Raw genomic sequence first — 25,382 nt, 5'->3', positions numbered from 1 at the left:
GCGAGCCGGCCGGGCGGCCTAGTCCCACTCTGCGGGCGCCTCGAAGCTGGCCACCTCGAAGGCGTTGACGTGCATGCGTTGGAAACCGGCTTCCTCCAGGCTGCGCACGGCAGCCTGGCAGGCAAGCGGCAAGCGGACATGGAGCGGTACGCCGTTCAGGCTGCGCCGCGCGGCGCGCAACAGCCGGGCGCCGTGACCGCTGCCCTGCCATTCGGGCTCGATGAAGAAGAAGCGCAGTTGCCAGGCCGCCTCGTCATCCGGCCGGCACGCCAGCAGCATGCCGAGCGTGGGGCCGTCACCATGGCGCAGCTTGAGCAGCTGACCCTGCCAGCGGGCGATGCTGCTGCCGTCATGCTGCAGCCACTGTCCGTGCTGAACGGTGAATTCCAGCGCCCGGCGCAGGGTGGCTAGGCGAGTTTCGTCACGTAGTACCCAGGGCGAGTGGCCCTTGGCATCGGCGCGCCGAGCGGCCTCGAGAAAGGCGTCGATGTCCTCCATCACGGCCGCTTCCAAGCCTTTGGTTTCCTCCACCACGGCGGCAGGTGTCGCCTCCTTCCGGCGTTCAACACCTAGCAGGCGCTTAAAGGCTGCCAACATCGAGACCTCCTTCGGCATACAGCGCGGTGGGCAGTTGGAAGCCGGCGACCAGCGGGCGGGTGAAGGGGTTACGCGACCCGGTGGCATAGAGGCGATAGCGCGCCGAACCACCATCGACCTGGAAACGCAGCTCCAGATCGCGCTCGCTGGCACTGGTGATCTCGGCTTCGTCGAGCAGGCGGAACCAGGCCCAGGCGCCGTCGCGGCTGAGACTGCGCGGCGAGCGATTGACCTGGCTCGGCACCAGGATGATGCTGCTCTCGTTACCGCCGCGCAGGGCGTTGGGCCAAATCATCGAGACCCGCGAACTGGCACTGTGGGCGTAGTCGATGATCTGACCGTCGATGTTGATCACACTGCGGCGCTTGTCGGGGCTGAGACTCACCGGTTCCAGGGCGAACTCGACGTCGAGCACGCCGTCACGGCCGAAGTAGGCTTGGCGGATCTGCTCGGCGCGCTGGAAGGCAGTGAACACGCTGTCGCGCAGCAACGGGCTGCCCTCGGCATCGACCAGATATTCGGGCGCCTCCTCGATGAAGGGGCGCAGGTTGTCCTGGTAGAAGCGATCCAGCGTACCGTCGGCGGCGAAGAAGGCTTCGAAGTCAGCCAGCGCCACCTCACGCGAGGCTCCGGGGACCAGCGGATAGCGACCCGCCAGGCGCTCCTGGTAGGGCCCCACCACTTCATCGAGCCACTGATGCTCGAGATGGCGAATGGCGCTGGCCATCAGCAGCTGCCAGCTCTGGTCTGCCAGACTCTCGAGCATGCGATCCACCGGCGCCGGGGTATGCTCGGCGATACGCTTGAGGTTGTGAATGGGGTCGCCGCCGCTCAGCGCCAGGCGGTCGCGGGCATTGACGAATGCTGCACGGCCCGGGTCGCTGGCACCCTGCACTTCGCGCAGGTAGTCGCGCAGCTCGCCGATGGCGACCTTGATCTCGGCGATGTCGGCAGGGTTGTCGCCACGCGCATCGAGCAGCCCGTTGAGGTCGCGGAAGTTACGCTCGATCTCGCCGGCCAGGCGGTAGCGCGGTGAGCGCTCCAGCGCCTGGCGAGCGATCTCGTCGTCCTCCGGCAGCTCGGGATAGAGCCGGGTATGGTGGGCGACTTCACCGAGCAGGCGGTCAAGCGGCCGGCTGGCACCGAGCAGGGTGTCGGCCACTACCACCGCCTGGTCGATGTCGGGTAGCGGCACCAGGTAGAGGTCGTCGAGCACCTGACGCCAGGTCACGTGATAGTCGCTGACATAGCGCTCGTGCAGAGCGTCACGCAGCTGGCGCTCGTCGGCAGCGCTGAAGGCGATGTCGTCACGCTGTCCCAGCACCCAGAGGTCGATCAGCGCCAGCTCGGTGGCCTGCTCGATCTCCTTGAGGAAGAAGCCCTCGAAGCCATCACGAGTCAGCAGGGTGGGCAGGCGCAAACGCTCCAGCTCGTCGTCACGCGCCATGAACACGGCGTTGAAGGAGGGGCCGACGCCTTGATAGAGGTCGAGGGCTGCCCCGCTGCGGCGGCCGCTGGTGGCCTTGAGCGTGGCATAGACTCGCTCGTCCATCGGCTGGCGTGCCAGCTCCTGCTGGGCGGCCTGAAGGCTGCCGCGCAGTGCCGCCATGGCCTGCTCGGCATGTCGGTCGCCGGCCGTCACCTGACCCTCGAGGTCGGTGTGGGCCATGGCATAGGCGAGATGCCCCAGCAGGCGCTCCTGCACCCGGCCACGCTGCGGGAAGTCGCGCTGCCAGCGCCGCTCCATGAACGCCTGGACCCGCTCGGGCTGGCGCCCACTGGCGTCGGACATCATGCGCAGAATGCGCAGCAGCGCCAGCTTGTCGTTGCTGCCGGCCTCGGCGCGATTCATGTCATCCATGATGCCGATCATCAGCGAGGGCAGAAAGTGATAGCTCAGCATCGCCAGGTAGGCGTCTTCCACCTCACGCCCCACCGCATGCCCCTGGTAGAGCCCCATGTCGGCCAGCCACGGCAGGTGCTCGCGGTAGTCGCCGAACTCGAAAGTGGCGGCCCGCAGGCGATCGAGGGGCTCAAGCAATGCATAGCCGGTAGGGTCGTCGCTACGCAGTTCATCGGGCTGGGCAGCGAGGAAGTCCCGGGTCTTATCCTCCACCGCCGCCAAGGCCTGGGTGTTCTTCTGGTAGAAGTGGCTCCAGCCGCCCACCAGCCCCAGCCCAGCGAGCAGGCAGGCGAAGGCGCTGGTGCGGCGCAGCCGACGCCGACGCCGGGCAGCACGGGCGTTGTCTCCCGCCAGCCCCGCCTCGGGGTAGATCACCTTGTCGAACAGCTCCTCGGTGAAGTAGAGCGCACTGCGCGCGGCACGATGAGCCGGCTGGGTGGAATCGGCCATGCCGTAGCGGCGTGCCGCGGCGTCGACGAAGGGATCCTCCGGCACGCCCTGCTGGTAGACCGAGGTGAAGTAGGTACCGCGCACCATGGCTGCGGTGGAGTAGCGGTCGCTGGAGAGCGCCTCGTGCAGAAAGCCATGCAGCACGTCGCGCAGACCGGCAAGCTGGCGCACGAAGCGGAACACCGACTCGCGCTCCTCGCGGTCACGACACTCGGCCAGCAGCGTGGGCAGGCTGCGGTTGAGCCGCTCGAGCATGGCGTCGTAGGCGTTGGCGAACTCGTCGACCCACTGGTCGACGCGCTCCAGGCTCTCGGCACTGAAGGTGAAGCCGAGCGGTGCGCGCCGGGCGGCCCGGGAGTAGTGACGGAAGAAGTCGTCGAAGCCGTGCAGCAGGTCCATCTTGCTGAAGGTGACGTAGACCGGCAGGCGCGCCCCGTGGCGCTCCATCAACTCGCGCAGACGGGCGCGCAGCAGCGAGGCATAGGCCTTGCGCACCGCCACTCGGGCATCGCTGAGCCGCGCCAGGTCGAGCACCAGCACCACGCCGTCGAGCGGACGCTGGGCGCGGTTGCGCTCCAACCAGCCGACGAAGTGATCCCATAGCCGGCTCTGAAGTTCCTGGGGCTCGCCGCCTTCCAACGCGCCTTGGGTCAGCAGCTCACCGTCCGGGTCGATCAGCACCGCCTTGTCGCCGATCCACCAGTCGAAGCCGAACTGGTTGCCCTTCTTGCCCTGGCCCGAGGCCTTCATCACATGGGTCAGCGAGAAATTCTGGCCGGAGCGGTTGATCAGGCTGGTCTTGCCCGCATTCTCCACGCCCATCACCAGGTACCAGGGCAGCTTGTAGCGAGCGCCGGGGACGGCACCGAGATTATCGAGCAGCTCGTGCAGCGTGGCGTTCAGCGTCGCTTCCTGCTGCTCCACCTGGCCCAGCGTGGGATCGAGCTGCCGTTGTTCGTTCTGACGCCGCTCGTCGTTCACTTCGCGCAGCCGGCGAGCCAGGCGGACGCCCCATACCACGGCAGCCAGGGTGGCCAGCGCCAGGGTGGCGAGCAGGCGGTTGAGCCAGGGCGCCAGCGGGTAACTGTCACGTACCTGCCACATCGGCCCCAGCCACCAGATGGCGGCTACCAGGGCAGCCAGCAGCAGCCACCAGAGCACGACGGTGAGCTTGCTCGCCTGCTTGCCGAGGCCCTGGGCCTTGTTGCCGTGCGCCTTGGCCAGGTTGGCGTTGCTTTCGGCCCATGAGACGCCGGGTACCCAGCGACTCAGACCGGACTTCACACTTTTCCACATGAGGCTTGGCCCTCGTCCCTGTTGATAACGTTGTCGGACACGCTGCGGTGTCGGTTATGTCGCGTTCGGATCGTCTTCATGCGCTCTTGTCCCCCACGCTGCCGAGGCGCTCGAGCAGTGCCGGCTCCCAGCGTTCGAGGTCCAGGCCCGCCAGCGATGCCTGCACCGCGCGATACTGCTGACCGGCCAGTGCCGCCAGCCCGGCATCGTGAAGCAGATCGGCGCTGGCCAGCCGCCAGTAGGCGGTTTCGCGCGGCGACCGGGCCTGAGCCAGGCCGCGATCGAGGCCCGCCAGGGCCGCCTCGAGCCCCTCCGCGGCCAGCCTTTCGCGGGCCTCGTCCAGACCCTCCTGCCAGGGGTCGCCGCCGCCCGCCTGGCCACCTGCCGCGGCGCCGGCCGGCGCGGCCTGCAGCCATTGACGGGTATCGTCGTCGACGAAGGCGCTACCGTCGTTGAAGGTCAACGCCTCGATACCGGGCAGGCGCTCGACGAACCGGCTCGCTTCATCGCGAATGGCGGCGGCGCAGCGCGGGTGACCGAGCCGCTCGGCGGCGCCGGCACTGAGACGGTGCCCCTCCAGCCAGTAGGGGCTCACCGCCAGGCTGTTCTCGATGCGTTTCCACAGCGCCATGTCGGCACCGCGCGAGAGCGCCTCGCGATACTCCGCCACCCGGTCGGCGGCGGGCGGGGACAGCTCGGAGCGTACGCCGTCGCGGGTGGCCGGTAGCACCTGAATGGCGTGCCAGATGGCATGGCGTCGGAGGCGATAACCGAGCGGGTCGCCGGGGCTCTGCTCGCAGAGAAAATCGGCCATCTTCAGCAACGCCTGGCGATTGCCGCGCTCATTGCCGGCCTCCAGGCGCATCTCGGGCAGCTTGGCCGTCGGCGGTGCCTTACTGACCGGCGATGCGCTCTCCACCGTCTCGCCGCGCGACGCGGGCGCGGTACTTGCCGCAGCCTGGCTGGGGCGGGCCTGACGCAGCTGGCGCTGCAGATCCACCAGCGCCTCGTCCGGCAGTTGGCGTGCTTGGGCCGCCTCCAGCAGCGCCTCGAGGGCGGCATCGCAGGCCTGGTGCTCATCGGCGGCATTGTCGAAATCGAGTGTCTCGGCCAAGGCCAGGGCGCGCTGGGTGAACTGCCGGAAAAGCCGCGGCCGCAGCCGTTCGCCCTGAACACCGCCATAGGGGTAGGCGGCTTCCCACCACTGTTCGAGGCTGCCCGCCAGCAGGCGCAGCGACAAGGCGAAGCGCACGCCGTCGCCACCGCGCTGCAGGCAGTGCAGCAGGTGGCCGAGTACCTTGAGATCCTTGCCCGTGGTACTCAGCAGTCGCACCGCGCGCGTCTCGGCGCCCTCCCAGTCGACCCCGCCGTGTTGCAGCGAGCCGATCTTCATCATCTCTTCGTCGAGCCAGGCATAATCGCCGCTGTCGTCGACGGGTCGCCCGACGCCCTCCGGGGGGAGCGCGGCGAGCAGTTCGGTCAGCTGTGTCTCGTTGACGATGCGCATGCTCAACCTCACCAGCGACAGGCGTTGCGCAGCGGTTCTATCGCCTGACGCAGCCCGGCGATCTCGAAGCGCAGACCATCGAGAGCAGCCCGGTCGCTGGCAAAGGTCAGCTCGTCGGCATCCAGCAACTGCTGCAGCGTGGCGATGGCCGGCAGCCCTCTGCCGCCACTGACCACGAAGCCACCGTCGCGGGCCTGCCAGGCCTGCTCCAGTTCACGCCCGCCGGCGCGCAGTCTCACGCGTACCCGGGCGGTATCCAGCGCCTGGGGCAGGTGGAGCTGAAAACGAGTGATCGACTTCTCGCAAGCGATGACCAGTTGCGGCCGGGGCGGCAAGCTGCCCAGTGCCGGCACGCTGATCAGCACGCCATCGCTGCGCTCACGCACCAGCAAGCCCATGTCGTCGCCGTTGCGCTCGGCCTCCTGGGCATTGATGGCGTACCACAGCGCGGGGCGCGGGTCTTCGCTCGTCGTCGGCTCGTCGCGGGGCAGGAACAGGGCGTCGTAGCAGCCCAGCCGTTCCAGGCGCGATGCGAGCTCAGCGCACTCATGCGCCTGCAGCAGCGTCTCGGCGGCGGTGTCGGCCTGAACGGAGGGGTTCAGGGCCAGGCTCGCGGCCAGCACCAGCCATGGCGTCGGACGAAAGATCGGGATCGAACTCATTTGGCATCCAGTTCCAACTGACGGCACTTGTGTGCCAGGGTGCGCTTGGGTAGGCCGAGGCTCTCGGCCGCCAGGGCGCGGTTGCCGTCGAACAGCAGCAGACGCTGGCGAATCAGCTCCGCCTCGTAGTCGCGCAAGGCGCGCCGGAGGTCCTGAATGTCGCCGGCTCGCCCATTGAGCGGTGCTGTCGGCGCGGCGTCAGCGCCACGGTCCGGCTCGGTGACGCCCAGGCCGGCGAAGGCAGCGGGGGCGACGTCCTCGCCCGGGCGCGTCATGGCGCAGGCGTAGTCGATCAGGTTTCTCAGCTCGCGCACGTTGCCCGGGTAATCCCGCTCGCGCAGCAGGCGCAGCGCGGCCGGGGTGATGCCCACTTCCTCGCGCCCCTCGCGGGAACAGAAATCGGCGACGAAGGCCTCGGCCAGCTCGGCAATGTCTTCGCTGCGCTCGCGCAGCGGTGGCAGGGTCAGCGGGAACTGCCCCAGCCGGTAGTAGAGATCGGCACGAAAGCGCTGGTGTCGAATCCGCTCGCGCAGCGGCTGGTGGGTCGCCGCCACCAGGCGCAGATCGGCGCGCCGCTCTTCGCTCGATCCCAATGGCCGATAGCGGCCGTTCTCCAGCACGCGCAGCAGCTTGGCCTGCAGCGGCAGCGGCATGTCGCCGATCTCGTCGAGGAACAGGGTGCCGCCGTCGGCCTGTCCGATCAGGCCCTCACGCGCCCGATCGGCGCCGGAAAAGGCGCCCTTGGCGTGGCCGAACAGCTCCGACTCGAGCAGCGACTCGGGGATGGCGGCACAATTGATCGCCATGAAAGGCCCCTCGCAGCGGGTCGAAAGGCGATGAATGGCGCGCGCCACCCGGTCCTTGCCGGTACCGGTCTCGCCCTGCAGCAGCACCGCCAAGTTGGTCTCCGCCGCACGCACCACCTGGCGCCGCAGCGCCTGCATCGCCGTGGAGCCGCCCAACAGGTCGCCGGCCAGCCGCTCAGCCAGCGTCTGGCGCCGGGCGCCGTCGTTGAGCTGGGCCAGCGAGCGACGCAGGTGCGCTTCGCGCTGGCGCTCGCCCTGGTGCCGGGTCAGCCCCGCCCAAAGCCGGCACAGCAAGGCTTCGAAGGCGGTGAACTCAGGATCGGCCTCGAGCCGATCCAGGGCCGGTGTCTCGCCCGCCAAGACCAGCGCCCCCAGCCATTCGCGCTTGCCGTCGAGGGCACGCAATGGATGCACGACCAACTGCAGGCTGCCGGGCAGCTCGGCCATCTGCGCCTGAAAGCCCGGATGGTCGAGCCGCGAGCGCGCCTCCAGCAAGCCCAGGCGCAGCGGCTTGCCCTGGCGAATGGCGTGGGCATAGGGGTGGCGGAAGTCGTCGCAGTCGAAGCGCACGTCGTCGCCGTCACTACCCAGCCAGCGGCCGCTGCCATCCAGATACAGGCAGCCGACCCAGGCCAGGCCGTGGCCGGCCTGGAGAATGCTGCCGGCACAGGTACGCAGCTCGGCGGGCGAGGCGCTCTCGACCAGCGCCAGCGCGCGCGCCATGCCGTCGAGGCCAGGCCCCGCCGCCACACCGCCTTCGCACCAGCGCATGTCGATCGCCTTCGCCGTCATCGCCTACATCACCTCCGCGGTAAAGGCACCCGCCGCATCGACGCCCAGCGCCACCCGGGTCACCGGCTCACGCCGTGCCAGGCGATCGAGCAGCGCCCGCGACACCGGCGGCAGCAGCTCGCCATCGATCACCGACTCGAGCATGCGCGCGCCGTTCTCGCTGCGGGTGGCACGGGCGCAGATAGCGTCGCGCAGCGCCTCGTCGAGCACCACCTCGGCCTGGCGATGACGCGTGCGGATGCGCTCGGCCAGGGTATCGAGCTTGGCCGCCACGATATCGCGCAGGGTGTCGGCGCCCAGCGGGAAGTAGGGCACCACCTCCATGCGCGCCAGCAGCGCCGGCTTGAAGAAGCCGGCCAGCACCGGGTAGAGCGCGTCGTCCAGTGCCGCGGGGTCGTCGGCATGGGCGACGATGGCTTCAAAGCCCAGGTTGGAGGTGAGGAAGAACACCACGTTCTTGCAGTCGATCAAGCGCCCTTCACCGTCGGCCAGCTCGCCCTTGTCGAAGGCCTGGTAGAACAGGTTGAGCACGTCCGGATGGGCCTTCTCGACCTCGTCGAGCAGCACCACCGAGTAGGGACGCTGGCGAATCGCCTCGGTCAGCAGCCCGCCCTCGCCGAAGCCCACGTAGCCCGGCGGCGAACCGATCAGCCGCGACACCGTGTGCTTCTCCTGGTACTCGGACATGTTGATGGTGGTGAGGAACTGACGCCCGCCATAGAGCCGCTCGGCGATCTGCACCACGGTCTCGGTCTTGCCCACGCCGCTGGGGCCGACCAGCAGGAAGGCGCCCAGCGGACGGCCGGGGCGGCGCAGGTCGGCACGGGCGGTGAGCAGGTGGCGGTGCACACGCTCGATGGCCACGTCCTGGCCCTGCACCAGCTTGCCGAGGTGCTCGGGCAGCTCGGTGAGCCGGCTCAGCTCATCGCTGGTCATGCGCTCCACCGGCACCCCGGTCCAGTCGCCGATGACCTGGGCGATCTGCGCCTCCTCGACGCTGGCGTTGACCAGTGCGAACTCCTGCTGAAGTTCGGCCAGGCGCGCCTCATGGCGGGCCAGGGCTTCGTGCGGATCTTCCTCGGCTGCGACGGCGATCTCATCGGCAGCCTCGTCGGCGCCGTCTCCAGGGCTCTCGTCAACACCTGCTTCAAGGCCTTCTTCAAGGCTCGCGGCGGCATCCGCTGCCGTCACTCCTTCGATGGCCACATCGGCCGCACCAGCCCCAGGCTCAGCCTCGGCATCGACATTACCCGCTTCGAGCAGTTGGCGATGCAGGGCGATGATGGCATCGACGCACTCGCGCTGGTCGGCCCAGGCCGTCTCGAGCCGTTCGACCTCTTCTTCCAGCCGCGCCAGGCGCGTGTCGAGCTCGGCCTCGCGGGTGGCGTCGGGGCTGCGTCCCAGCAGGCGCTCGCGGTCGAGCTGCTCGCGCTCGCGCTGGGCGGCGATATGCTCGCTCTTGAGGTGGCTGAGGCGGCGCGGCGGCGTATCCAGCGCCTGGGAGAGCCGCGCGCAGGCAGTATCGAGCACGTCGATCGCCTTGTCGGGTAGCTGGCGCCCGGCCAGGTAGCGCGCCGAGAGTTCGGCGGCGGCACGCAGCCCGCTGTCGCCGACCAGCACGCCGTGGGCGCGCTCGTAGGTGTCGCGCAGGCCGCGCAGGATCACCAGCGCCTGGTCGACGCTGGGCTCGGCCAGAGACACCGGCTGAAAGCGCCGCGACAGCGCCGGGTCCTTCTCGAAGTACTTCTTGTACTCGCGCCAGGTGGTGGCGGCGATGGTACGCAGCTCGCCGCGGGCCAGGGCCGGCTTGAGCAGGTTGGCGGCATCGCCGCCGCCCTCCTGGTTGCCGGCACCGATCAGGGTGTGAGCCTCGTCGATGAACAGCAGGATCGGCCGGGGCGCCGACTTGACCTCCTCGATCACCGCCTTGAGGCGCTTCTCGAACTCGCCCTTCACTGCGGCCCCGGCCTGCAACGCGCCGAGGTCGAGGCTCATCAGCTCGACATCGGCCAGCGCGGCCGGCACGCGGCCCTCGATGATGCGCGCAGCGAGGCCCTCCACCACGGCACTCTTGCCCACCCCGGCGTCGCCGATGACGATGGGGTTGTTCTTGCGCCGTCGCCCGAGGATATCGAGCATCTGGTCGATCTCGGGGTCGCGGCACAGCACCGGGTCGAGCTCGCCGCGTCGGGCCTGCTCGGTGAGCGAGGTGGCGAAGCGCGCCAGGGCGCTGTCGCCCTGAGTGGCCTGGGCCTGGCGTCGTCCGCCCTCGTTGGGCTCGGCGCGTGGCGCCTCGGCGGAATCGGCGGCCAGCCGCTCGAAGCCGCGGCGCAGCCCCTCGCGGTTGATCTCGGCCAGCAGTGCGGCGCTCCTCGGCCCCAGGTAGCGCCCGGTATTGTGCAGCAGGGCAGTGAAGATCAGGCCGCTGCGCAGGCTGTCGTAGGCGAACTCGGTGGTGGCCAGCAGCCAGGCGTCCTGCAGCAGCTCGACCAGTAGCGGCGAGAAGCTCGGCGTGGTCACGGCCAGATCACGCGGCGGCCGGGTCTCTTCGGCCAGGCGGGCACGCAGCTCATGGAGATCGACGCCCTGCCCTTCGAGCAGGCAGCGCAGGTCGCACAACGGCTGATCGATCAGCGCCTGCAGCAGGTGGCCGACGGTGACCTCGGGCGCCTGCTGCTCGGCGCACAGCACCGCGGCCTGTTCCAGGCCTTGACGGGAAACGGCATTGAGGCGGCCGATCAGCGCGGGAAGCTCTACCCTGAGCATGGGATCTCCTAACGGTAAATCTGGTCGAGAAGGGTGCCGACCTGAGCCGCCTGCTCGTCGAGCGTCCAGGCGAAGCCGAGGTAGGTAGCGGCCATGGCGACGGCGAACAATGCGAACACCGTCCACACCGGCAGGCCGCGTCCACGATGACGCCGGCCCGGCATGACGTTGTCGAGCGGCCGGGTCAGGCTGTCCTCCGGGGTGTCGCCGAGCGCTGCCAGTTGGTCGCCTAGGGTGCGCACGATGTGCTCGTACTCCTCGCGCCCGTCCTCCATGACCCGGTAGCGCCCCTCGAAGCCGAGGCACAGGCAGAGGTAGATGAAGGCCAGCATGTCGCGGTAGCGCTGCGGCTCCTGTTGTAGCCGCGAGAGAATCGAGAAGACCTTCTCGCCACCCCAGGTCTCGTTGTGGAAACGCGTGAGCAGCGAATGCTCGGCCCAACTGCTCTGCTGGCCCCAGGGTGTGCCCATCACCGCCTCGTCGATGAACGAGCAGAGCACGTAGCGGAAGGCCAGCAGCGTGGGGCGGTCGTAGCCCTGCTCGGTGAGCTCTACCTCGATCGCCGAGATCTCGTCGACCACCTGGCGGTAGAGTCGGTCGATGTCGCTCATGCCGTCGAGCTGGCGCACCCGCACCACCATGCCCAGCAGTGAGCTGGCGGCGTCGACCAGCGGATTGAGGTTGTAACCGCGCAGGCGGAACCAGTAGTCCTCGTCGGCATCGAGCTGCTCGGCGTGGCTGTGGATCAGCTGCTCGAGCCCGCGTTCATCGATACGATCCTCATGGCGGCCGGGGGCAGGACGCGCCACCATCCCGGGGTTCGATTCGTATTGCGTGGCAAGTTCTTGCATGGCTTAGCTCCTGATCGCCCAGAACTGCATTTCAAGCCCGGGAAACTCCCCCGCCACGTGGAAGGCGAAGCCGCTGGCGCCGTCGAGCATGCTCCAGGCCTGGCTCTGCCGATCGAGGCGAAAGTAGCTGTAACCGGCGTGGTAGGGCAGTTCGCGCGGGGCCACCGGCAGCGGCTCCAGCGGCACGCCGGGCAGCTGCAGGCTGATGAGATCGCGGATGCGCTCGACGCTGGCCACCTTGGTCTGCTGCAGGAACAGCTTGCGCAGCCGCTCGTGAGGCATGTCTGCACGCACCGCGAGGATGAAGTCGGCGCTGTCGAGCAGGGCCGGGTCGGCCAGCGGCGCCACCAGCAGGCCATAGCGCCGCGACTGCAGCTGGATCGCCAACGCCCGCGGTTCGAGCACTGTGGAGAGCGCCTGGCGCAGGCTCTGCATCAGCTGGCGAAAGGCGCGCTCGGGGTGGTCGTGGTCGTAGGCCGGATACTCCGGCGGCAGCCGCGACTCGTCGGTGAAGGTGACCAGCTCGCTGGCGGTCTCGAGCATGGTGGCGAACAGCCGCTCAGGATGCAGGTGACCCAGGCGCGCCAGGTGCTGGAAGCGTGGCTGGGCGCGATTGAGCAGCTGCAGCAACATGAAGTCGGAGACATCGGCCACGCCGGCCTGGTGCGGCGAGGCGAGGCGATGGGCGATGTTGCGCGCACGCTCGCGCATCAACCCGGCCATCTCGCCGACGAAGCGCTGCAGCACGGGTGCCGCCTGGACGTTGAGCAGCGTGGGAATGAACTGCTCGTCGAGCACCAGGCTGCCGTCGGGCCGCCGCTCGTGGATGCGCGCCACCGCCAGGCAGGCGTAGGCGCTGCGGTCGTCGCGCTCGAGCAGCAGCCGTGGCGCGACCCGGGCGACCTCGAGCATGGCGGTGTCGCCATCGCGCGAGTGCAGGTCACGCACACTGCGCTGCGCCAGGCGGTAGCGTGTCGGCAGGTCGTCATCAGGCCAGCGCACCTCGCCCACCGCATCGGTGGCCAACGGCAGGCACAAATAGACGAGCTGGTTGGTGATGGCGGCATCATCGATCTCCAGCGGCTGCGGCTCGATGTCGTCGTCGGGCAGTTGAAAGGCCGTGCCGTCAGGCATCACGCCGCTGGCGCGGCTGAGGGCGATGCGGCCGAAGCTGAGGTATTCGGCGTTGAGTTCCAGCGTCTGAAAGCCGTACAGCGCATGGCTGACGCCACGCAGACGCGCCTCGAGCAGCCCCTCCAGGCTGCGCTGCTGCTGCTGGAAGTGCTGCGGCTTGATGAACAGCCCTTCACTCCAGACCACTCGGTTGCGGCTGGCCATCAGTCTTCCTTCCTCAGCTCGGCTTCGTCGGCACGCAGATGCACCAGCAGGTGGTAGTCCTCGCTGTGCGCCGTGACTTTGACCACTTTCTTCCATTGCGTCTTATCGGGGTCGCTGTAGAAGGCGATCAGGCCGATATAGCGGGTCTCCTCGTCGATCTCGAACGGCTCGTAGAACTTCCACTGCCCCGGCAGCAGGGTGAAGTCGTCATGGTCCAGATAGTTGGTGCCGAGAGCGCCTTCGAGGTCGTCGAGCAGTTGAGCGTGATCGGCCGCCATCAGCATCGAATCGTCCTTGAGCTGCAGGATCTGGAAGCGCAGCGGCGTGCCGTCGCCCTCGATGTTGGGATTGACGTCGGGCTCGGCCAGCATGGCTAGGTCGACCGTAGTCGGCCGATCCTCCGGATAGCCCACCGGAATCGAGGGGTCGCGCATTACCTGCCAGGCCTTGCCGGCGGCCTCACGAGTCGAGGCACAGCCGCTGAGAGCCAGTGTCAGCAGCGTCACCGCCACCCACAGCATGCAGCGTCTCGAGGCCAACTCGGTGCGCAAATGTCTTGTGCTCATGTTTCTTTTGCCTCGTATTATTGTGCTCACTTGGCTTCGCGCTGCTGACGACGTACCGACTGGTCGTAGGCCTGTTCGAACACCTCCCAGAACAGCTTGGCGAAACCTTGCTGACGACCGGAATTGAGCTCCTGGTAGTAGTGGCGATACATCTCCCAGGCCCAGCTGTCTTCGTCCTCCAGTCGGTTGCCCGCGCCGCGGTAGGCATGGAAGCGCTTGAGCAGCGCATCGGGAGCAAAGGCGTCGAGAATCGCCTGCAGCGCCTCGCCGATGGCCTCCTCCACCGCCGCCTGATGCTGGCCCTGGTGGGCCAGGCATTCGGCCACGGCGGCCGGCGCCGAGAGGTGTACCGGGCTGCGGCGCGCGGAGAACATTGTTTCCACCGTTTCGCGGTAGGGCTGGCCCAGGCGCAGCGGGTTGTCCTCGATCGGCTGCAGACGACGGTCACGCAGCGGGTAACGGCTGTCGTCCTGGGCGCGGTGCAGCGCCTGCAGGCCTTCGATGGCGGCGCGCAGGGTCTGGCCGGCTTCGGCGACGAAGTTGAGCTGTTGCTCACTATCGGCGAAGCGCAGCTCGGCACCCAGGGCGCGCAGCAGCGGATCGGTGCCGTCAGGCCTCGTGCTTGCGGGCACGGCATCCTGCCAGCGCTCCTCGAGCTGCTCACCGACCGAGCGCTCCAGATCGTTCAACAACCCTTCGTCCATTTCCCGGTTCATCTGTGTCTCGTCCTCGTCTCGTCGATTCGTCGTCGGCGCCGCCTCGCGACGTCCCTGCGGTTGATGTGATATGGCTTCGCTCCAGCCCGTCTCCTCCAGAGCCTCGAGCAGCGTTCCCTCGTCGCGTGCCGTCTCACCCTCGTGAGCCAGCGCCGTGAGTGGATCGCGCTGGCTGGCACCCGGCGTGGCCTCCCCCAGCGCCTCGAGCGGGTCGTCACGGCGCGGCGGTGGCGTCGCTGCCGGCATGGCGCGATAGGGCACCACTCCCTGGCCTGCCAGCGCCTCCTGCTCTTCGTCGATCAAGGCGGTAAGCGGCTGGGCGCCGGGCAGCCCGGCCTGACGGTCGCCGAGATGCACGCGCACGCGATACTCGCCGATGCCCAGCTCGTCACCGTCGCGCAGGGCGACCCGCCGGTCGCGGCCGAGCGGCAGCGTGGCGTGGTTGATGAGGGTCTGGCCGCTGCGATCGATCAGGCAGAACTGTCCATCGAGCAGGCGGATCTCGGCATGTGCGGGGCGAACGAGCCCGGCATGATCCTGCAGCAGCCAGTCGTCGCTGCCGGCGCTCCCCAAGGTGCCGCCGCTGGCCGGAAAGACGTGGCTGCTGGTGGAGCGCCCTTCCAGGCGTTCACTGTTGAGCACTACCAAGGTAACGGCGCTGGCGGTGACTCGGGGCCGGGTGAGGTAGGACATTGCGTTTACCCTGTCATCTGGATGCGCACCCGGCGCCGCCGTGAGGCGGCACCGGATTCGGGGTTGACGAAAGTGGTCCAGCCGAGCTGACAGCAACCGTGATCGCCGAGCCGCATCGGCTGTACCGCACTTTCCAGCAGCTCCAGCTCCAGGTCGTAGGCCAGCGGCTCGCGCAGCACGAAGCTGACCAACGTCTTGAGCGGCGCGTGCTCGCGGCCGTCGGGCAGGAAGTCACGGAAGCGGGAAAGGCTGAGCCCTTTGAGGCACAGCGCGAACTTGCCGCCCACATCGGCGACCCGCTCGCCGGCCACCAGATCCTGGCCCAGGGTCATGGCGCTGCGACCGGTGCGGCTGCGCTGGTCCTCGGGGATCTCGACCCAGCGGTGCACCCACTGTTCGACGCCTACGTCATCGAGATCGAAGCAGTGGCCGACGACGCTCTCGACTACCTCCGGCGAGCGCGACCGTCCCGCCAGCAGGCCGGCGTAGGCGAGCATCTTGCCCCAGTTGATCGGCGTCTCGCCGCGCAGCTCCTCGTCGGCCAGCCCCACCAGGGCGAATACCGCGGCGGAGAAGCCATCGCTGGCGCCGTCCTGGTAGCGCACGTAGTGGCGATACTTGCGCCAGCTGCGATGGACCAGGGTCAGCAGGCGGTGGTTGAAGAAGTCGAGGAAGTCGCGGGCGACCCCTTCATGGTGGGCCGCCTCATGGGCCAGCGTCTCCAGGTAGTAGCCAGGCAGTGGCGACTGGGCCCCCTGCAGGCCGAAGAAGCTGACTTCCAGCGCATATTCGCCGCTGGGGCGGGGCTCGAGCGCCACCACGTCGCTACCCGGGAAACCGAGCGATGCCGAAGCGCTGAAGCGCACCCGCTCAAGCCCCGGATGCCCACTGGCGGCACGCTCGAGATCGTCGTCGTGATGCCGATGCAGCAGTTCGACGAGCTGGTAGAAGTCATAGCGCCGGGCCCCCTCGATCAGGGCCGCCGGGGCTAGATCAGGGGCTGTTGGCCCGGCTGCAAGGTCCATGCGTAGCGTTCCTGGTTGTGGCGATTGACGACGTGCAGCTCGTGAAACGAATTGATGCTGGCGTAGAGCGAGAAGAACCGCGCCAGCACGCTGCCGAAGAGGTACAGGCTGCCTTCGTCACCGAAGGCCTCCTGATCCAGGGTCATGACCGAGCGCAGCCCGCGTACCGGCAGCCCGCGCTTGAGCCGGTCGATGGAGCGGGTCTCGATGTCCACCACCCCGGCCAGGCGCTTCTGTGACACGCGCTCGGCCTGACGGTCGACCAGCGCGCGGAAATCGTAGGCACGCAGCACCGAGCACAGCGCATCACGCTCGAGCAGCGACAGGTAGTTGAGCGAGAGATTGGAGATCAGCGTCCACAGCAGGCTGCCGTCCAGGGTCGGGCGCAGGGCCGCTGTGGGCCGGGTGATGTTGCGGTAATCGGCGAACACGGGACTGGTGTCGGTGGAGGCACAGATATCGCCGACCGCCAAACGCTCGGGCAGGGTGCGGTTGCTGCAGGTCAGGCGCAGCGAGATGGTTTCGCGCATGCCCAGGCAGGCCTGTTCGTCACCGCGCACGAAGGCGATATCGTGGTCGAAACCGTCGCCGCGGAGGCTGTTGCGTACCCGCACCCGGTAGTAACGCGCCTCGCGCCCGCGGTCGCGCTCGATCTGGTGCTGAAAGCTCTCGAACGGCACGTACTGGCGCGGCTCGCCACGCATCTTGCCGCTGTCGCTCTCCAGCCAACCCTGCACCGCATCGACGCTGAATACCTCGTAATGCGACGGCGCACGGCTGCTGGGCCGAATGCGGTATTCGCTACGCTCGCCGTTGAGGTCGATGGGGTCGGCGTCGTGACTGAACAGGTTGATCGCCGGTGCGCAATAGAGTGCCAGGTGCTCGTCGCGCACCTTGGCGTCGGCCGGCAGCGTGCGCGAGAAGACGAAGCGCAGCACGATGCGCGAGGCCTGCCGTGGCGGCAGCAAACGACCCAGCCCGACCAGATCGACGAAGTGGAAGGCCTCGGGAAAGCACAGGTACTCCTGCAGGATGCGATAGCCCTGGTGCACGTTGCGCGGATAGGGCAGCAGTGCATGACCGGGCTCGAAGCCCACCGGTACCAGCATGTCCCGCGGCAGCGGCATGACCGTACCATCCACCTCCAGCTCCAGGCGCGACAGGTAGTGACCGAGCCACAGGTAGAGGCTGCGTGCGGTATACCCACCGCCGCCCAGGTGCAGGCGCAGGTGGTCGATGCCCAGGGCATCGAGCGGCTGGTCGCCATCCACGTCGAGGGCAAGCTCGACGATCGAGGATTCCCGCGAGTGGCGCGCCTCGACGCCGCCATGCAGCAGCGGGTAGAGCGCCACGTCGTGGCAGGTGCGGAAGCGACAGGCGGTGCCGTCGATCGGCCGTGCCGCCATCATGCTGCCGGCGGCCACGTCCTGGCGACCGCTCAGCGCGCCCTGCTTGGGCGTGAACTGCATGATCGTCATGCTCGGCACCGGACGCAGATAGTTGGGCCACAGCATGGCGATCAACGAGTGGGTCAGCTCGGGGAACTCGTCCTCGACCTTCTCGCGCATACGACCGGTGAGGAAGGCGAAGCCTTCCAGCAGGCGCTCGACGTCCGGGTCGGTGCTGCGCTCGGAGAGGAAGCGGCTGAGACCGGGGTTGGCCTCGGCGAATTCCCGTCCCTGCAGCTTCAGATAGTCGAGCTCGTCCCGGTAGTATCGATTGAGCATGCGCGCCTCGTCCCTGATGCTTGTACTAGATGCTGGTTTGGCTCTATCAGTGTTCGGCGCCCGGTTTCAGGCACTCAGTTCAGGCATTGATAGCGCTTGTCGTTGAGCAGCAGATCGATGGTGGCCTGGCCATGGTCGTGGCCCAGCTCCACCGTGGCATGCACCTGGAAGCGCAGCTGCAGCGGATCGCTGCCACGCGGCAGCGACTCCACCTCGACCCCTCGCACGCGCGGCTCGAAGCGCTCGATGCACTGGCGAATGGCACGCTGAATGTTGCGCTCCAGATCGAGCACGCCGATGGTCGCGTCGTTGAAGTCGAGCAGGCCCAGCTCCGGGGCGCACTCGCTGTGCCCCGGGTGACTGTTGAGCAGGTCGACCAGGTGGCGCTTGATGGAGTCGACGATCTCGGCAAGGCTGGCCTCGGCGGCGATCTCCTCCGGTCGCCCGGGGGCCGCCAGGCGCTCGAACAGTCGGCTGCCGAGCACGCCACCACGGTGAAGCGTCATGGCCGCGTCCTCCCCTTACTCCTTGTCCAGGCGTCCCACCAGCGACAACTCGAAGTTGGCGCCCATGTACTTGAAGTGCGGACGCACGGCCAGCGACACCTGGTACCAGCCCGGATCGCCCTCGACGTCGGAGACCTGGATCGAGGCGGCCCGCAGTGGGCGACGGCTGCGCACCTCGGCCGGCGGGTTCTCCTGGTCGGCGACGTACTGGCGAATCCACACGTTGAGCTCGCGCTCGAGGTCCTGACGCTCCTTCCAGGAGCCGATCTGCTCGCGCTGCAGAACCTTGATGTAGTGGGCCAGGCGGTTGACGATGAACATGTAGGGCAGCTGGGTGCCGAGCTTGTAGTTGGTCTCGGCGGCCTTGCCCTCTGGCGTGTTGGGGAAGACCTTGGGCTTCTGCACCGAGTTGGCGGAGAAGAAGGCGGCGTTGTCGCTGCCCTTGCGCATGGTCAACGAGATGAAGCCCTCTTCGGACATCTCGAACTCACGGCGGTCGGTGACCAGCACCTCGGTGGGAATCTTGGCCTGCAGCTGGCCCAGCGCCTCGTAGGTGTGCACCGGCAGGTTCTCTACCGCGCCGCCGCTCTGTGGCCCGATGATATTGGGGCACCAGCGGTACTTGGCGAAGCTGTCGGTGAGCCGCTCGGCGAGCAGGTAGGCGGTGTTGCCCCACAGGTAGTGCTCGTGATCCTCGTTGACCGTTTCGCGGTAGTGGAAGGTCTTGACCGGGTTCTCTACCGGGTCGTAGGGCATGCGCAGCAGAAAGCGCGGCGCCGTCAGGCCCAGGTAGCGGGCATCCTCGGATTCGCGCAGGCTGCGCCAGCGGGCGTACTTGGGCCCCTCGAAGATAGCCTTGAAATCCTTGATGTTGGGCAGCTCCTGGAAGCTGTCGATACCGAAGAAGCTCGGCGCCACCGAGGAGAGGAACGGCGCATGAGCCATGGCCCCCACCGCAGCGGTGAACTGCAGCAGCTTGATGTCGGGGGTCGATGGCGTGAAGTCGTAGTTGCCGATGATGGCGCCCACCGGCTCGCCGCCGAACTGGCCGTACTCGGCCGCGTAGACGTGCTGGTAGAGTCCGCTCTGGCTGAGCTCCGGGGCAAACTCGAAGTCCTCGAGCAGCTCCTCCTTGGTGGCATGGAGCAGGTCGAGCTTGATGTTCTGACGGAAGTCGGTGCGATCAACCAGCAGTTTGAGGCCGCGCCAGGCCGACTCGATCTGCTGGAAGCCGCGGTCATGCAGGATCTCGTCGACCTGGCTGCCGATCTTGCGGTCGAGCTCGACGATCATGCGGTCGACCACCGCCTTGTTGACCTGCGGCGTATCGTCCTTGCTCTGCAGCAGTTCAGCGATGAAGGCGGCCACGCCCTGCTTGGCGATGTCGTAGCCTTCCTCGCTCGGTGCCATGCGGGTCTGTGCCATCACCTGGTCGAGCAGCGACCCTTCGGCCTGGGCCTCGGCGGCCTGCCCCTGCGTTTGTGCCATTTCGCTCATAATCCGTGCCTCGAATCCTTTGCCTGACTGGCGTGCGCCGCGCTAGCGCCAAGCGCACACGGTGGCGTTGTCGAATGGATGCGTCAGTCGCGCGAGTCGTCTTGGGTGTCCAGCAGCTCGAGCTCGGCGAGCAGCTGTGCCCGCGCCTCCTCGCTCTCCATCAGCTTCTGCAGGCGATCACGGAAATTCGGCACGTTACCCAGCGGGCCCTTGAGGGCAACCAGCGCCTCGCGCAACTCGACCAGCTTGCGCAGCTCCGGCACCTGGCGTGCCACGCTGTCAGGCGTGAAGTCCTCGAGGGCTTTGAATTCGAGATTGACCGCCAGGTCGCCGGCGTCCTCGCCTTCCTCGAGGCGGTTGGGCACGCTCGCCGTCAGCCCGAGGCCGGCTTCACGCATCACCGACTGGAAGTTGTTCTTGTCCACCGAGACCTTCTCCCGCGCCTCGATCGGCGTGGCCTCGGCACCGCCCTTGAAGTCGCCCACCACCAGCAGCTTGAGCGGCAGCTCGGTTTCCGCCTGCTGATCGCCGGTGGCCGGCACGTACTTGATGTTGATGCGCTCTTTCGGCGCAACGGTTCCTTCCTTCGCCATGTTGAAGCTCCCTGGTGAGCCGCTCTGTTTGGGTGGAATCGCCCTGCTGGGTCGGCAACGTCCCACGCCCCACCCGCATCGGCCCGGTGTCATGACCTGCAGGCTGATGTCATCGATGGTAGGTGAGAAGCGTTATCCCCTTGCTCGTGAGGCGTGAGGGTAAACAGGCAGCGCACGCGTGCCAAACGGCACTTTGGCGCACATGACAGTTACAAAGGCTTAACGCGATGCGGCATTGGCTTACACGATTCCGCTGCCAGTGCCGAAGCGGTGCGGATCGAACTCTTAATGCAGGCTCAGGACGACAGGCAATATCGCCAATGTCTTACAAAGCGTGTAGGAAATTAGCTACAACAATATAAGAGATATAGGGCAAAAAGATGCGCCAATCACCTCAACCAACACCCATATCGAAGGTGCTGGCGAGGTGAAAAATGCCAGTAGTGGCGACTGAGAAAAGTCGGCCGGGCGATTGCCCGGCCGCTAGAGATGACAGCGTCAGGGCGGGCTTCAGCCGAGGCGGGCGCGAATCGCCGCCTCGATTCCGGCGCTGTCAAGGCCGCATTCGGCCAGCAGTTCGGCCGGCTTGCCGTGCTCGACGAAGGCATCGGGCAGGCCCAGGTTGAGCAGGTCGACCTGTACGCCTGCGGCAGCGAGCAGCTCGTTGACACCGCTGCCGGCACCGCCGCTTACCACGTTCTCCTCAAGGGTTACCAGTAGATCGTGGTCGGCGGCGGCGGCAAGAATCGCCTCGCGGTCGAGCGGCTTCACCGAGCGCATGTTGAGGTGGGTGGCGTCGAGCACTGCGGCGACATCGGTGGCCGGACCGTTGAGGCTGCCGAAGGCCAGCAGCGCGATTCGTTTGCCAGGCTCGGCGCCGCTCCTGCGTCGCAGTTGCGCCTTGCCGATCTCCAGCGGTTCGAGATGGGCGGGTATCTCCGCGCCCGGACCGTTGCCACGCGGGTAACGCACCGCGGCGGGGCCGGGGTAGTGATAAGCGGCGCTGAGCATGGCACGGCACTCGGCCTCGTCGGCCGGCGCCAGGACCACCATGCCGGGGACGCAGCGCAGGTAGGAGAGATCCATGCTGCCATGGTGGGTGGGGCCGTCCTCGCCCACCAGGCCGGCACGATCGATGGCGAAGGTGACGTCGAGTTCCTGCACCGCCACGTCGTGGATCAGCTGGTCGTAGCCACGTTGAAGGAAGGTGGAGTAGATCGCCACCACCGGCTTCATCGCCTCGCAGGCCATACCGGCCGCCAGCGTCACCGCATGCTGCTCGGCGATGGCCACATCGTAGTAGCGTTCGGGGTACTCCTTGGAGAAGCGGATCAGGTCGGAGCCTTCGCGCATCGCCGGGGTGATGCCGATCAGCCGCTCGTCGACGGCGGCCATGTCGCACAACCACTCACCGAATACGTTGCAGTACTTGGGTGACTTCTTCTTGACCGGCGCGACGGGCTGACTCATCGGCGCATTGGCGTTCTTCTCCAGCTTGGTAATGGCGTGGTAGCCGATGGGATCGGCTTCGGCAGGCAGAAAGCCACGCCCCTTGCGCGTCTTGACGTGGAGGAACTGCGGGCCGTCCAGATCGCGAATGTTGCGCAGGGTCTGGATCAGCGTGGGCAGGTCATGGCCGTCGAGCGGGCCGATGTAGTTGAAGCCCATTTCCTCGAACAGCGTGGCTGGGCTGACCATGCCCTTCATGTGCTCCTCGGTGCGTCGCGCCAGCTCCAGCGCCCCCGGCAGGCGCGAGAGCACCCGCTTGCCCTCCTCGCGGAAGGTGAGATAGGGCTTGCTCGACAGGATACCCGCCAGATAGCTGGCAATACCGCCGACGTTCTCGGAGATCGACATCTCGTTGTCGTTGAGCACCACCAGCAGGTTGGCGTCCAGATGGCCGGCATGGGCCAGTGCCTCGAAGGCCATGCCGGCGGTCAAGGCACCGTCGCCGATCACCGCACACACCCGGCGCCTGTCGCCGCGAGTGGCACTCGCCAGGGCCATGCCCAGCGCCGCCGAGATCGAGGTGCTGGAATGCCCCACGCCGAAGGTGTCGTAAGGCGACTCGGCACGGCGCGGAAACGCCGCCAAGCCCCCGTACTGGCGGATGCTGGGCATCGCCTCACGCCGGCCGGTGAGAATCTTGTGCGGGTAGGCCTGATGGCCGACGTCCCATACCAGCCGGTCGTGGGGGGTTTCCAGCGCGTGGTGCAACGCCACGCTGAGTTCCACCACGCCCAGGCCGGCGCCGAAGTGACCTCCGCTGCGACCCACGCTGTAGAGCAGGTAGGCGCGCAGCTCGTCGGCCACCTGCAGCAGTTGGGCGTTCGTCATTGCCCGCAGCGCCGCCGGCGTGTCCAGCGAATCGAGCAGCGGGGTCAGCGGGCGCTCGACTGGAATTACATCGTAGAGCTTCATGTGCGGTTCGGTCGTCCTGGCTGTCATGCCGTGTGGCTAGTGGTCGCGCTCGATCATGTATCGGGCCAGCTGGGCCAGCGGTTCACCCGCTTCTCCCAGCGGCGCCAGGGCCAGCAAGGCCTCGTCGATGAGCTCGCTGGCCTTGCGCTGGGCCCCCTCGAGGCCCAGCAGTGCCGGATAGGTCGGCTTGTCGCGCGCGGCGTCGGCGCCCGAGGCCTTGCCCAGGGTCCGGGTGTCGCCGGTGACGTCGAGAACGTCATCGTGTATCTGAAAGGCCAGGCCGAGCGCCGCGGCGTAGCGCTCCAGCGCCGCGACGCGGGGATCCTGTTCCTCTACTGCCGTCAGCGCCCCCATGCGTACCGCCGCACGGATCAGGGCACCGGTCTTGTGGGCGTGCATGGTGGCAAGTGCCTCGACGTCAGGGTGGCCGCCAACGGCGGCCAGGTCCAGTGCCTGGCCACCCACCATGCCGTCGCGGCCGGCGGCAGAGGCGAGGGTGAAGATCAGCGCCGGCAGACGCGGATGGGCGGCGCGAGCGAGAACTTCGAAGGCCAGCGTCTGCAGCCCGTCGCCGGCGAGTATCGCCGTGGCCTCGTCGAAGGCGCGATGCACCGTCGGCTGGCCGCGGCGCAGATCGTCGTCGTCCATGGCCGGCAAGTCGTCGTGAACCAGCGAATAGGCATGGATCAGTTCGACGGCCGCCGCCGGCGCATCGAGTGCCTCGTCGCTTGCCCCCAGCGCGCGTCCAGCCAGGTAGACCATTGACGGCCGAAGGCGCTTGCCGCCTACCAGCAGGCCGTGTCGCATGGCCGCCTCGAGGCGCGGCGCCACGGCCCGTCTGGTGTCGAACAACTGCTCCAGGCAGGCGTCGACACGCGCCCGGTCGACGGCCAGGAGTGCTGTGAGCGAGTCAGTCTTCACTCTCGTCCTCCCCGGCCGGGGCATCGAAAGGAGCGAAGTCGGTGCTGCCGTCGGGCCGCTCGATCAGCGTGCGCACGCGCAGCTCGGCCTCATCCAGCCGGCGCTGGGCATCGCGGGTGAGGCGTACGCCCTGCTCGAACGCGGCGAGCGAGCCCTCCAGCGACAGCTCGCCGGACTCCAGCCGCTCCACCAGCTGTTCCAGTCTCTCCACGGTCGCCGCGAAATCGACGTCGGCTTCCTCGCTTCCCGCCGTACCGCTCGTCGCTTGCTTGTCACGCTCGGCCATGACACCTCTAGCTCGTCGCCGCTGATTACAGGAGGCACAGTATACACTCACTGCCCCAGGGGTCGTCTGCCTGCGCCGTGCAACGTGCAGTTCGCTCATCTTCGCGACGCAGCATTTTCATCTTCGCACGTAGCGGCTGTGGTAACATGAGCGCCCTGTTTTCCCGCACGCGGCGCACCAAGAAGGGGTTGATTCGACCATGGCCAAAACGTCCCTGGACAAGAGCAAGATCAAGATCCTGCTGCTCGAGGGCGTCCACCAGAGCGCGGTGGACAATTTCCTGAATGCCGGTTACACCAACATCGAGCATCTGCCCACCTCGCTCGACGAAGCCTCGCTGATCGAGAAGATCCGCGACGTGCACTTCCTCGGTATCCGTTCGCGCACCCAGCTCAACGAGCGGGTGTTTGCCGCCGCCGAGAAGCTCAACGCCGTGGGCTGCTTCTGCATCGGCACCAACCAGGTCGATCTCAACGCGGCGCTCGCGCGCGGCATCCCGGTCTTCAACGCGCCCTACTCCAACACCCGCTCGGTGGCCGAGCTGGTGCTCGCCGAAGCGATCATGCTGCTGCGCGGCATTCCCGAGAAGAACGCCCGCGCCCACCAGGGCGGCTGGCTGAAGAGCGCCAAGAACTCCCACGAGGCGCGGGGCAAGACGCTGGGCATCGTCGGCTATGGCAACATCGGTGCCCAGCTCTCGGTGCTCGCCGAGTCGCTCGGCTTCAACGTCATCTTCTACGACGTGGTGACCAAGCTCGGCATGGGCAACGCCAACCAGGTGGCGAGCCTCGAAGAGCTGCTGGCCCGTGCCGACGTGGTCAGCCTGCACGTTCCCGAGCTGCCTTCCACCAAGTGGATGATCACCAAGGACCAGCTGGCGCTGATGAAGCCAAGCGGTATCCTGATCAACGCCTCCCGCGGCAGCGTGGTGGTGATCGAGGACCTCGCCGAGGCGCTTCAGGCCGGTCGCCTCTACGGCGCCGCCATCGACGTCTTCCCGGTGGAGCCCAAGGGCAACGACGAGGAGTTCGTCAGCCCGCTGCGCGGTCTGCCCAACGTGATCCTCACGCCGCACATCGGCGGCTCCACCCTCGAGGCCCAGGAGAACATCGGCATCGAGGTCTCCGAGAAGATGATCACCTACTCGGATAACGGCACCACCGTCACCTCGGTCAACTTCCCCGAGGTGGCTCTGCCCGCCCACCCGGACAAGCACCGCGTGCTGCACATCCACGACAACGTGCCGGGCGTGCTCTCCGAGATCAACCGGGTCTTGTCCGAGAACGACATCAACATCTCCGGGCAGTACCTGCAGACCAACGAGAAGGTCGGCTACGTGGTCATCGACGTGGACAAGGCATACGGCCCCCAGGCCCTCGAGGCCCTGCGCCAGGTCGAGCACACCCTGCGCGTGCGGGTGCTCTACTCCGAGACCAACTTCGAGGACTGAGCCCTCTCCCGCT

At 67.5% G+C, this 25,382-nt stretch carries 19 protein-coding genes; 1 reads left to right on the top strand and 18 read right to left on the bottom strand.

Translation table 11 applies throughout. From position 1 onward, the window contains the following. Window positions 1-18: 18 nt before the first annotated feature. The 18 genes from KPL81_RS15660 to KPL81_RS15575 form a co-directional block, all read right to left on the bottom strand. On the bottom strand, window positions 19-597 hold the full coding sequence (locus KPL81_RS15660; RefSeq protein ID WP_219792984.1) for a GNAT family N-acetyltransferase: 579 nt from the start codon (window positions 595-597) through the stop codon (window positions 19-21). Next, on the bottom strand, window positions 581-4,246 hold the full coding sequence (tssM, locus tag KPL81_RS15655; RefSeq protein ID WP_219792983.1) for a type VI secretion system membrane subunit TssM: 3,666 nt from the start codon (window positions 4,244-4,246) through the stop codon (window positions 581-583). Before tssM ends, KPL81_RS15660 begins: the two co-directional genes overlap by 17 nt. Window positions 4,247-4,322: 76 nt before the next feature. After that, window positions 4,323-5,753 carry a type VI secretion system protein TssA gene (gene tssA, locus KPL81_RS15650; RefSeq protein ID WP_219792982.1) on the bottom strand — a complete coding sequence of 477 codons (1,431 nt, stop codon included), beginning with the start codon at window positions 5,751-5,753 and terminating at the stop codon, window positions 4,323-4,325. A gap of 8 nt (window positions 5,754-5,761) precedes the next feature. Beyond that, the gene (gene vasI, locus KPL81_RS15645) at window positions 5,762-6,415 is read right to left on the bottom strand and encodes a type VI secretion system-associated protein VasI (protein WP_209475279.1); all 654 of its coding nucleotides are present in this window, start codon (window positions 6,413-6,415) and stop codon (window positions 5,762-5,764) included. Next, on the bottom strand, window positions 6,412-8,013 hold the full coding sequence (locus tag KPL81_RS15640) for a sigma-54 interaction domain-containing protein (RefSeq protein WP_219792981.1): 1,602 nt from the start codon (window positions 8,011-8,013) through the stop codon (window positions 6,412-6,414). The genes vasI and KPL81_RS15640 overlap by 4 nt, the downstream gene beginning before the upstream one ends. Window positions 8,014-8,016: 3 nt before the next feature. Continuing rightward, window positions 8,017-10,779 (bottom strand): type VI secretion system ATPase TssH, encoded by a 2,763-nt coding sequence (gene tssH, locus KPL81_RS15635; RefSeq protein ID WP_219792980.1) that lies wholly within the window; start codon window positions 10,777-10,779, stop codon window positions 8,017-8,019. Between the two features lie 8 nt (window positions 10,780-10,787). Then, on the bottom strand, window positions 10,788-11,630 hold the full coding sequence (gene icmH, locus KPL81_RS15630; protein WP_219792979.1) for a type IVB secretion system protein IcmH/DotU: 843 nt from the start codon (window positions 11,628-11,630) through the stop codon (window positions 10,788-10,790). Window positions 11,631-11,633: 3 nt separating this feature from the next. Then, on the bottom strand, window positions 11,634-12,968 hold the full coding sequence (tssK, locus tag KPL81_RS15625; protein ID WP_219792978.1) for a type VI secretion system baseplate subunit TssK: 1,335 nt from the start codon (window positions 12,966-12,968) through the stop codon (window positions 11,634-11,636). Beyond that, window positions 12,968-13,489, bottom strand: a complete 522-nt coding sequence (gene tssJ / locus KPL81_RS15620) for a type VI secretion system lipoprotein TssJ (RefSeq protein ID WP_422674140.1) — start codon at window positions 13,487-13,489, stop codon at window positions 12,968-12,970. The genes tssK and tssJ overlap by 1 nt, the downstream gene beginning before the upstream one ends. A gap of 71 nt (window positions 13,490-13,560) precedes the next feature. Next, the gene (gene tagH / locus KPL81_RS15615; protein ID WP_219792976.1) at window positions 13,561-14,943 is read right to left on the bottom strand and encodes a type VI secretion system-associated FHA domain protein TagH; all 1,383 of its coding nucleotides are present in this window, start codon (window positions 14,941-14,943) and stop codon (window positions 13,561-13,563) included. Between the two features lie 5 nt (window positions 14,944-14,948). After that, the gene (gene tssG, locus KPL81_RS15610) at window positions 14,949-15,968 is read right to left on the bottom strand and encodes a type VI secretion system baseplate subunit TssG (RefSeq protein WP_219792975.1); all 1,020 of its coding nucleotides are present in this window, start codon (window positions 15,966-15,968) and stop codon (window positions 14,949-14,951) included. After that, window positions 15,932-17,695, bottom strand: coding sequence for a type VI secretion system baseplate subunit TssF (gene tssF / locus KPL81_RS15605; protein ID WP_219792974.1), 1,764 nt, complete (start codon window positions 17,693-17,695; stop codon window positions 15,932-15,934). The genes tssG and tssF overlap by 37 nt, the downstream gene beginning before the upstream one ends. Window positions 17,696-17,769: 74 nt before the next feature. After that, window positions 17,770-18,201, bottom strand: coding sequence for a type VI secretion system baseplate subunit TssE (gene tssE, locus KPL81_RS15600; protein ID WP_219792973.1), 432 nt, complete (start codon window positions 18,199-18,201; stop codon window positions 17,770-17,772). A 15-nt stretch (window positions 18,202-18,216) separates the two neighbouring features. After that, window positions 18,217-19,698 carry a type VI secretion system contractile sheath large subunit gene (gene tssC, locus KPL81_RS15595; protein WP_209475259.1) on the bottom strand — a complete coding sequence of 494 codons (1,482 nt, stop codon included), beginning with the start codon at window positions 19,696-19,698 and terminating at the stop codon, window positions 18,217-18,219. A gap of 83 nt (window positions 19,699-19,781) precedes the next feature. After that, entirely contained in the window at window positions 19,782-20,291 is a 510-nt protein-coding gene (gene tssB, locus KPL81_RS15590) for a type VI secretion system contractile sheath small subunit (RefSeq protein ID WP_209475257.1), read from the bottom strand. Between the two features lie 510 nt (window positions 20,292-20,801). Continuing rightward, window positions 20,802-22,712: a 1-deoxy-D-xylulose-5-phosphate synthase gene (dxs, locus tag KPL81_RS15585; protein ID WP_219792972.1), complete on the bottom strand. Its 1,911-nt coding sequence runs from the start codon at window positions 22,710-22,712 to the stop codon at window positions 20,802-20,804. Between the two features lie 36 nt (window positions 22,713-22,748). Further along, a complete protein-coding gene (gene ispA / locus KPL81_RS15580; RefSeq protein WP_219792971.1) occupies window positions 22,749-23,657 on the bottom strand; it encodes a (2E,6E)-farnesyl diphosphate synthase in 909 nt (302 codons plus the stop codon). Beyond that, a complete protein-coding gene (locus KPL81_RS15575) occupies window positions 23,623-23,919 on the bottom strand; it encodes an exodeoxyribonuclease VII small subunit (protein ID WP_209475252.1) in 297 nt (98 codons plus the stop codon). Before KPL81_RS15575 ends, ispA begins: the two co-directional genes overlap by 35 nt. A gap of 199 nt (window positions 23,920-24,118) precedes the next feature. Here KPL81_RS15575 and serA point away from each other — a divergent pair, with 199 nt between their 5' ends. Further along, window positions 24,119-25,369 carry a phosphoglycerate dehydrogenase gene (gene serA / locus KPL81_RS15570; RefSeq protein ID WP_209475250.1) on the top strand — a complete coding sequence of 417 codons (1,251 nt, stop codon included), beginning with the start codon at window positions 24,119-24,121 and terminating at the stop codon, window positions 25,367-25,369. Window positions 25,370-25,382 lie beyond the last annotated feature (13 nt).

The organism is Billgrantia antri (assembly GCF_019430905.1).
In the GTDB taxonomy this organism is placed as follows: Bacteria; Pseudomonadota; Gammaproteobacteria; order Pseudomonadales; family Halomonadaceae; genus Halomonas; species Halomonas antri.
This window is presented reverse-complemented; position numbering and strand designations above follow the sequence as displayed.

Coding starts and splice junctions, on each gene's coding strand:
- dxs (WP_219792972.1), bottom strand. CDS start 22,712: ATGAAGCTCTACGATGTAATTCCAGTCGAGCGCCCGCTGACCCCGCTG.
- tssH (WP_219792980.1), bottom strand. CDS start 10,779: ATGCTCAGGGTAGAGCTTCCCGCGCTGATCGGCCGCCTCAATGCCGTT.
- serA (WP_209475250.1), top strand. CDS start 24,119: ATGGCCAAAACGTCCCTGGACAAGAGCAAGATCAAGATCCTGCTGCTC.
- KPL81_RS15640 (WP_219792981.1), bottom strand. CDS start 8,013: ATGACGGCGAAGGCGATCGACATGCGCTGGTGCGAAGGCGGTGTGGCG.
- ispA (WP_219792971.1), bottom strand. CDS start 23,657: ATGCCCCGGCCGGGGAGGACGAGAGTGAAGACTGACTCGCTCACAGCA.
- tssK (WP_219792978.1), bottom strand. CDS start 12,968: ATGGCCAGCCGCAACCGAGTGGTCTGGAGTGAAGGGCTGTTCATCAAG.
- tssF (WP_219792974.1), bottom strand. CDS start 17,695: ATGCTCAATCGATACTACCGGGACGAGCTCGACTATCTGAAGCTGCAG.
- tssC (WP_209475259.1), bottom strand. CDS start 19,698: ATGAGCGAAATGGCACAAACGCAGGGGCAGGCCGCCGAGGCCCAGGCC.
- KPL81_RS15575 (WP_209475252.1), bottom strand. CDS start 23,919: ATGGCCGAGCGTGACAAGCAAGCGACGAGCGGTACGGCGGGAAGCGAG.
- tssA (WP_219792982.1), bottom strand. CDS start 5,753: ATGCGCATCGTCAACGAGACACAGCTGACCGAACTGCTCGCCGCGCTC.
- tssG (WP_219792975.1), bottom strand. CDS start 15,968: ATGGACCTTGCAGCCGGGCCAACAGCCCCTGATCTAGCCCCGGCGGCC.
- tagH (WP_219792976.1), bottom strand. CDS start 14,943: ATGTCCTACCTCACCCGGCCCCGAGTCACCGCCAGCGCCGTTACCTTG.
- vasI (WP_209475279.1), bottom strand. CDS start 6,415: ATGAGTTCGATCCCGATCTTTCGTCCGACGCCATGGCTGGTGCTGGCC.
- KPL81_RS15660 (WP_219792984.1), bottom strand. CDS start 597: ATGTTGGCAGCCTTTAAGCGCCTGCTAGGTGTTGAACGCCGGAAGGAG.
- tssB (WP_209475257.1), bottom strand. CDS start 20,291: ATGGCGAAGGAAGGAACCGTTGCGCCGAAAGAGCGCATCAACATCAAG.
- tssJ (WP_422674140.1), bottom strand. CDS start 13,489: ATGCTGTGGGTGGCGGTGACGCTGCTGACACTGGCTCTCAGCGGCTGT.
- icmH (WP_219792979.1), bottom strand. CDS start 11,630: ATGCAAGAACTTGCCACGCAATACGAATCGAACCCCGGGATGGTGGCG.
- tssE (WP_219792973.1), bottom strand. CDS start 18,201: ATGACGCTTCACCGTGGTGGCGTGCTCGGCAGCCGACTGTTCGAGCGC.
- tssM (WP_219792983.1), bottom strand. CDS start 4,246: ATGTGGAAAAGTGTGAAGTCCGGTCTGAGTCGCTGGGTACCCGGCGTC.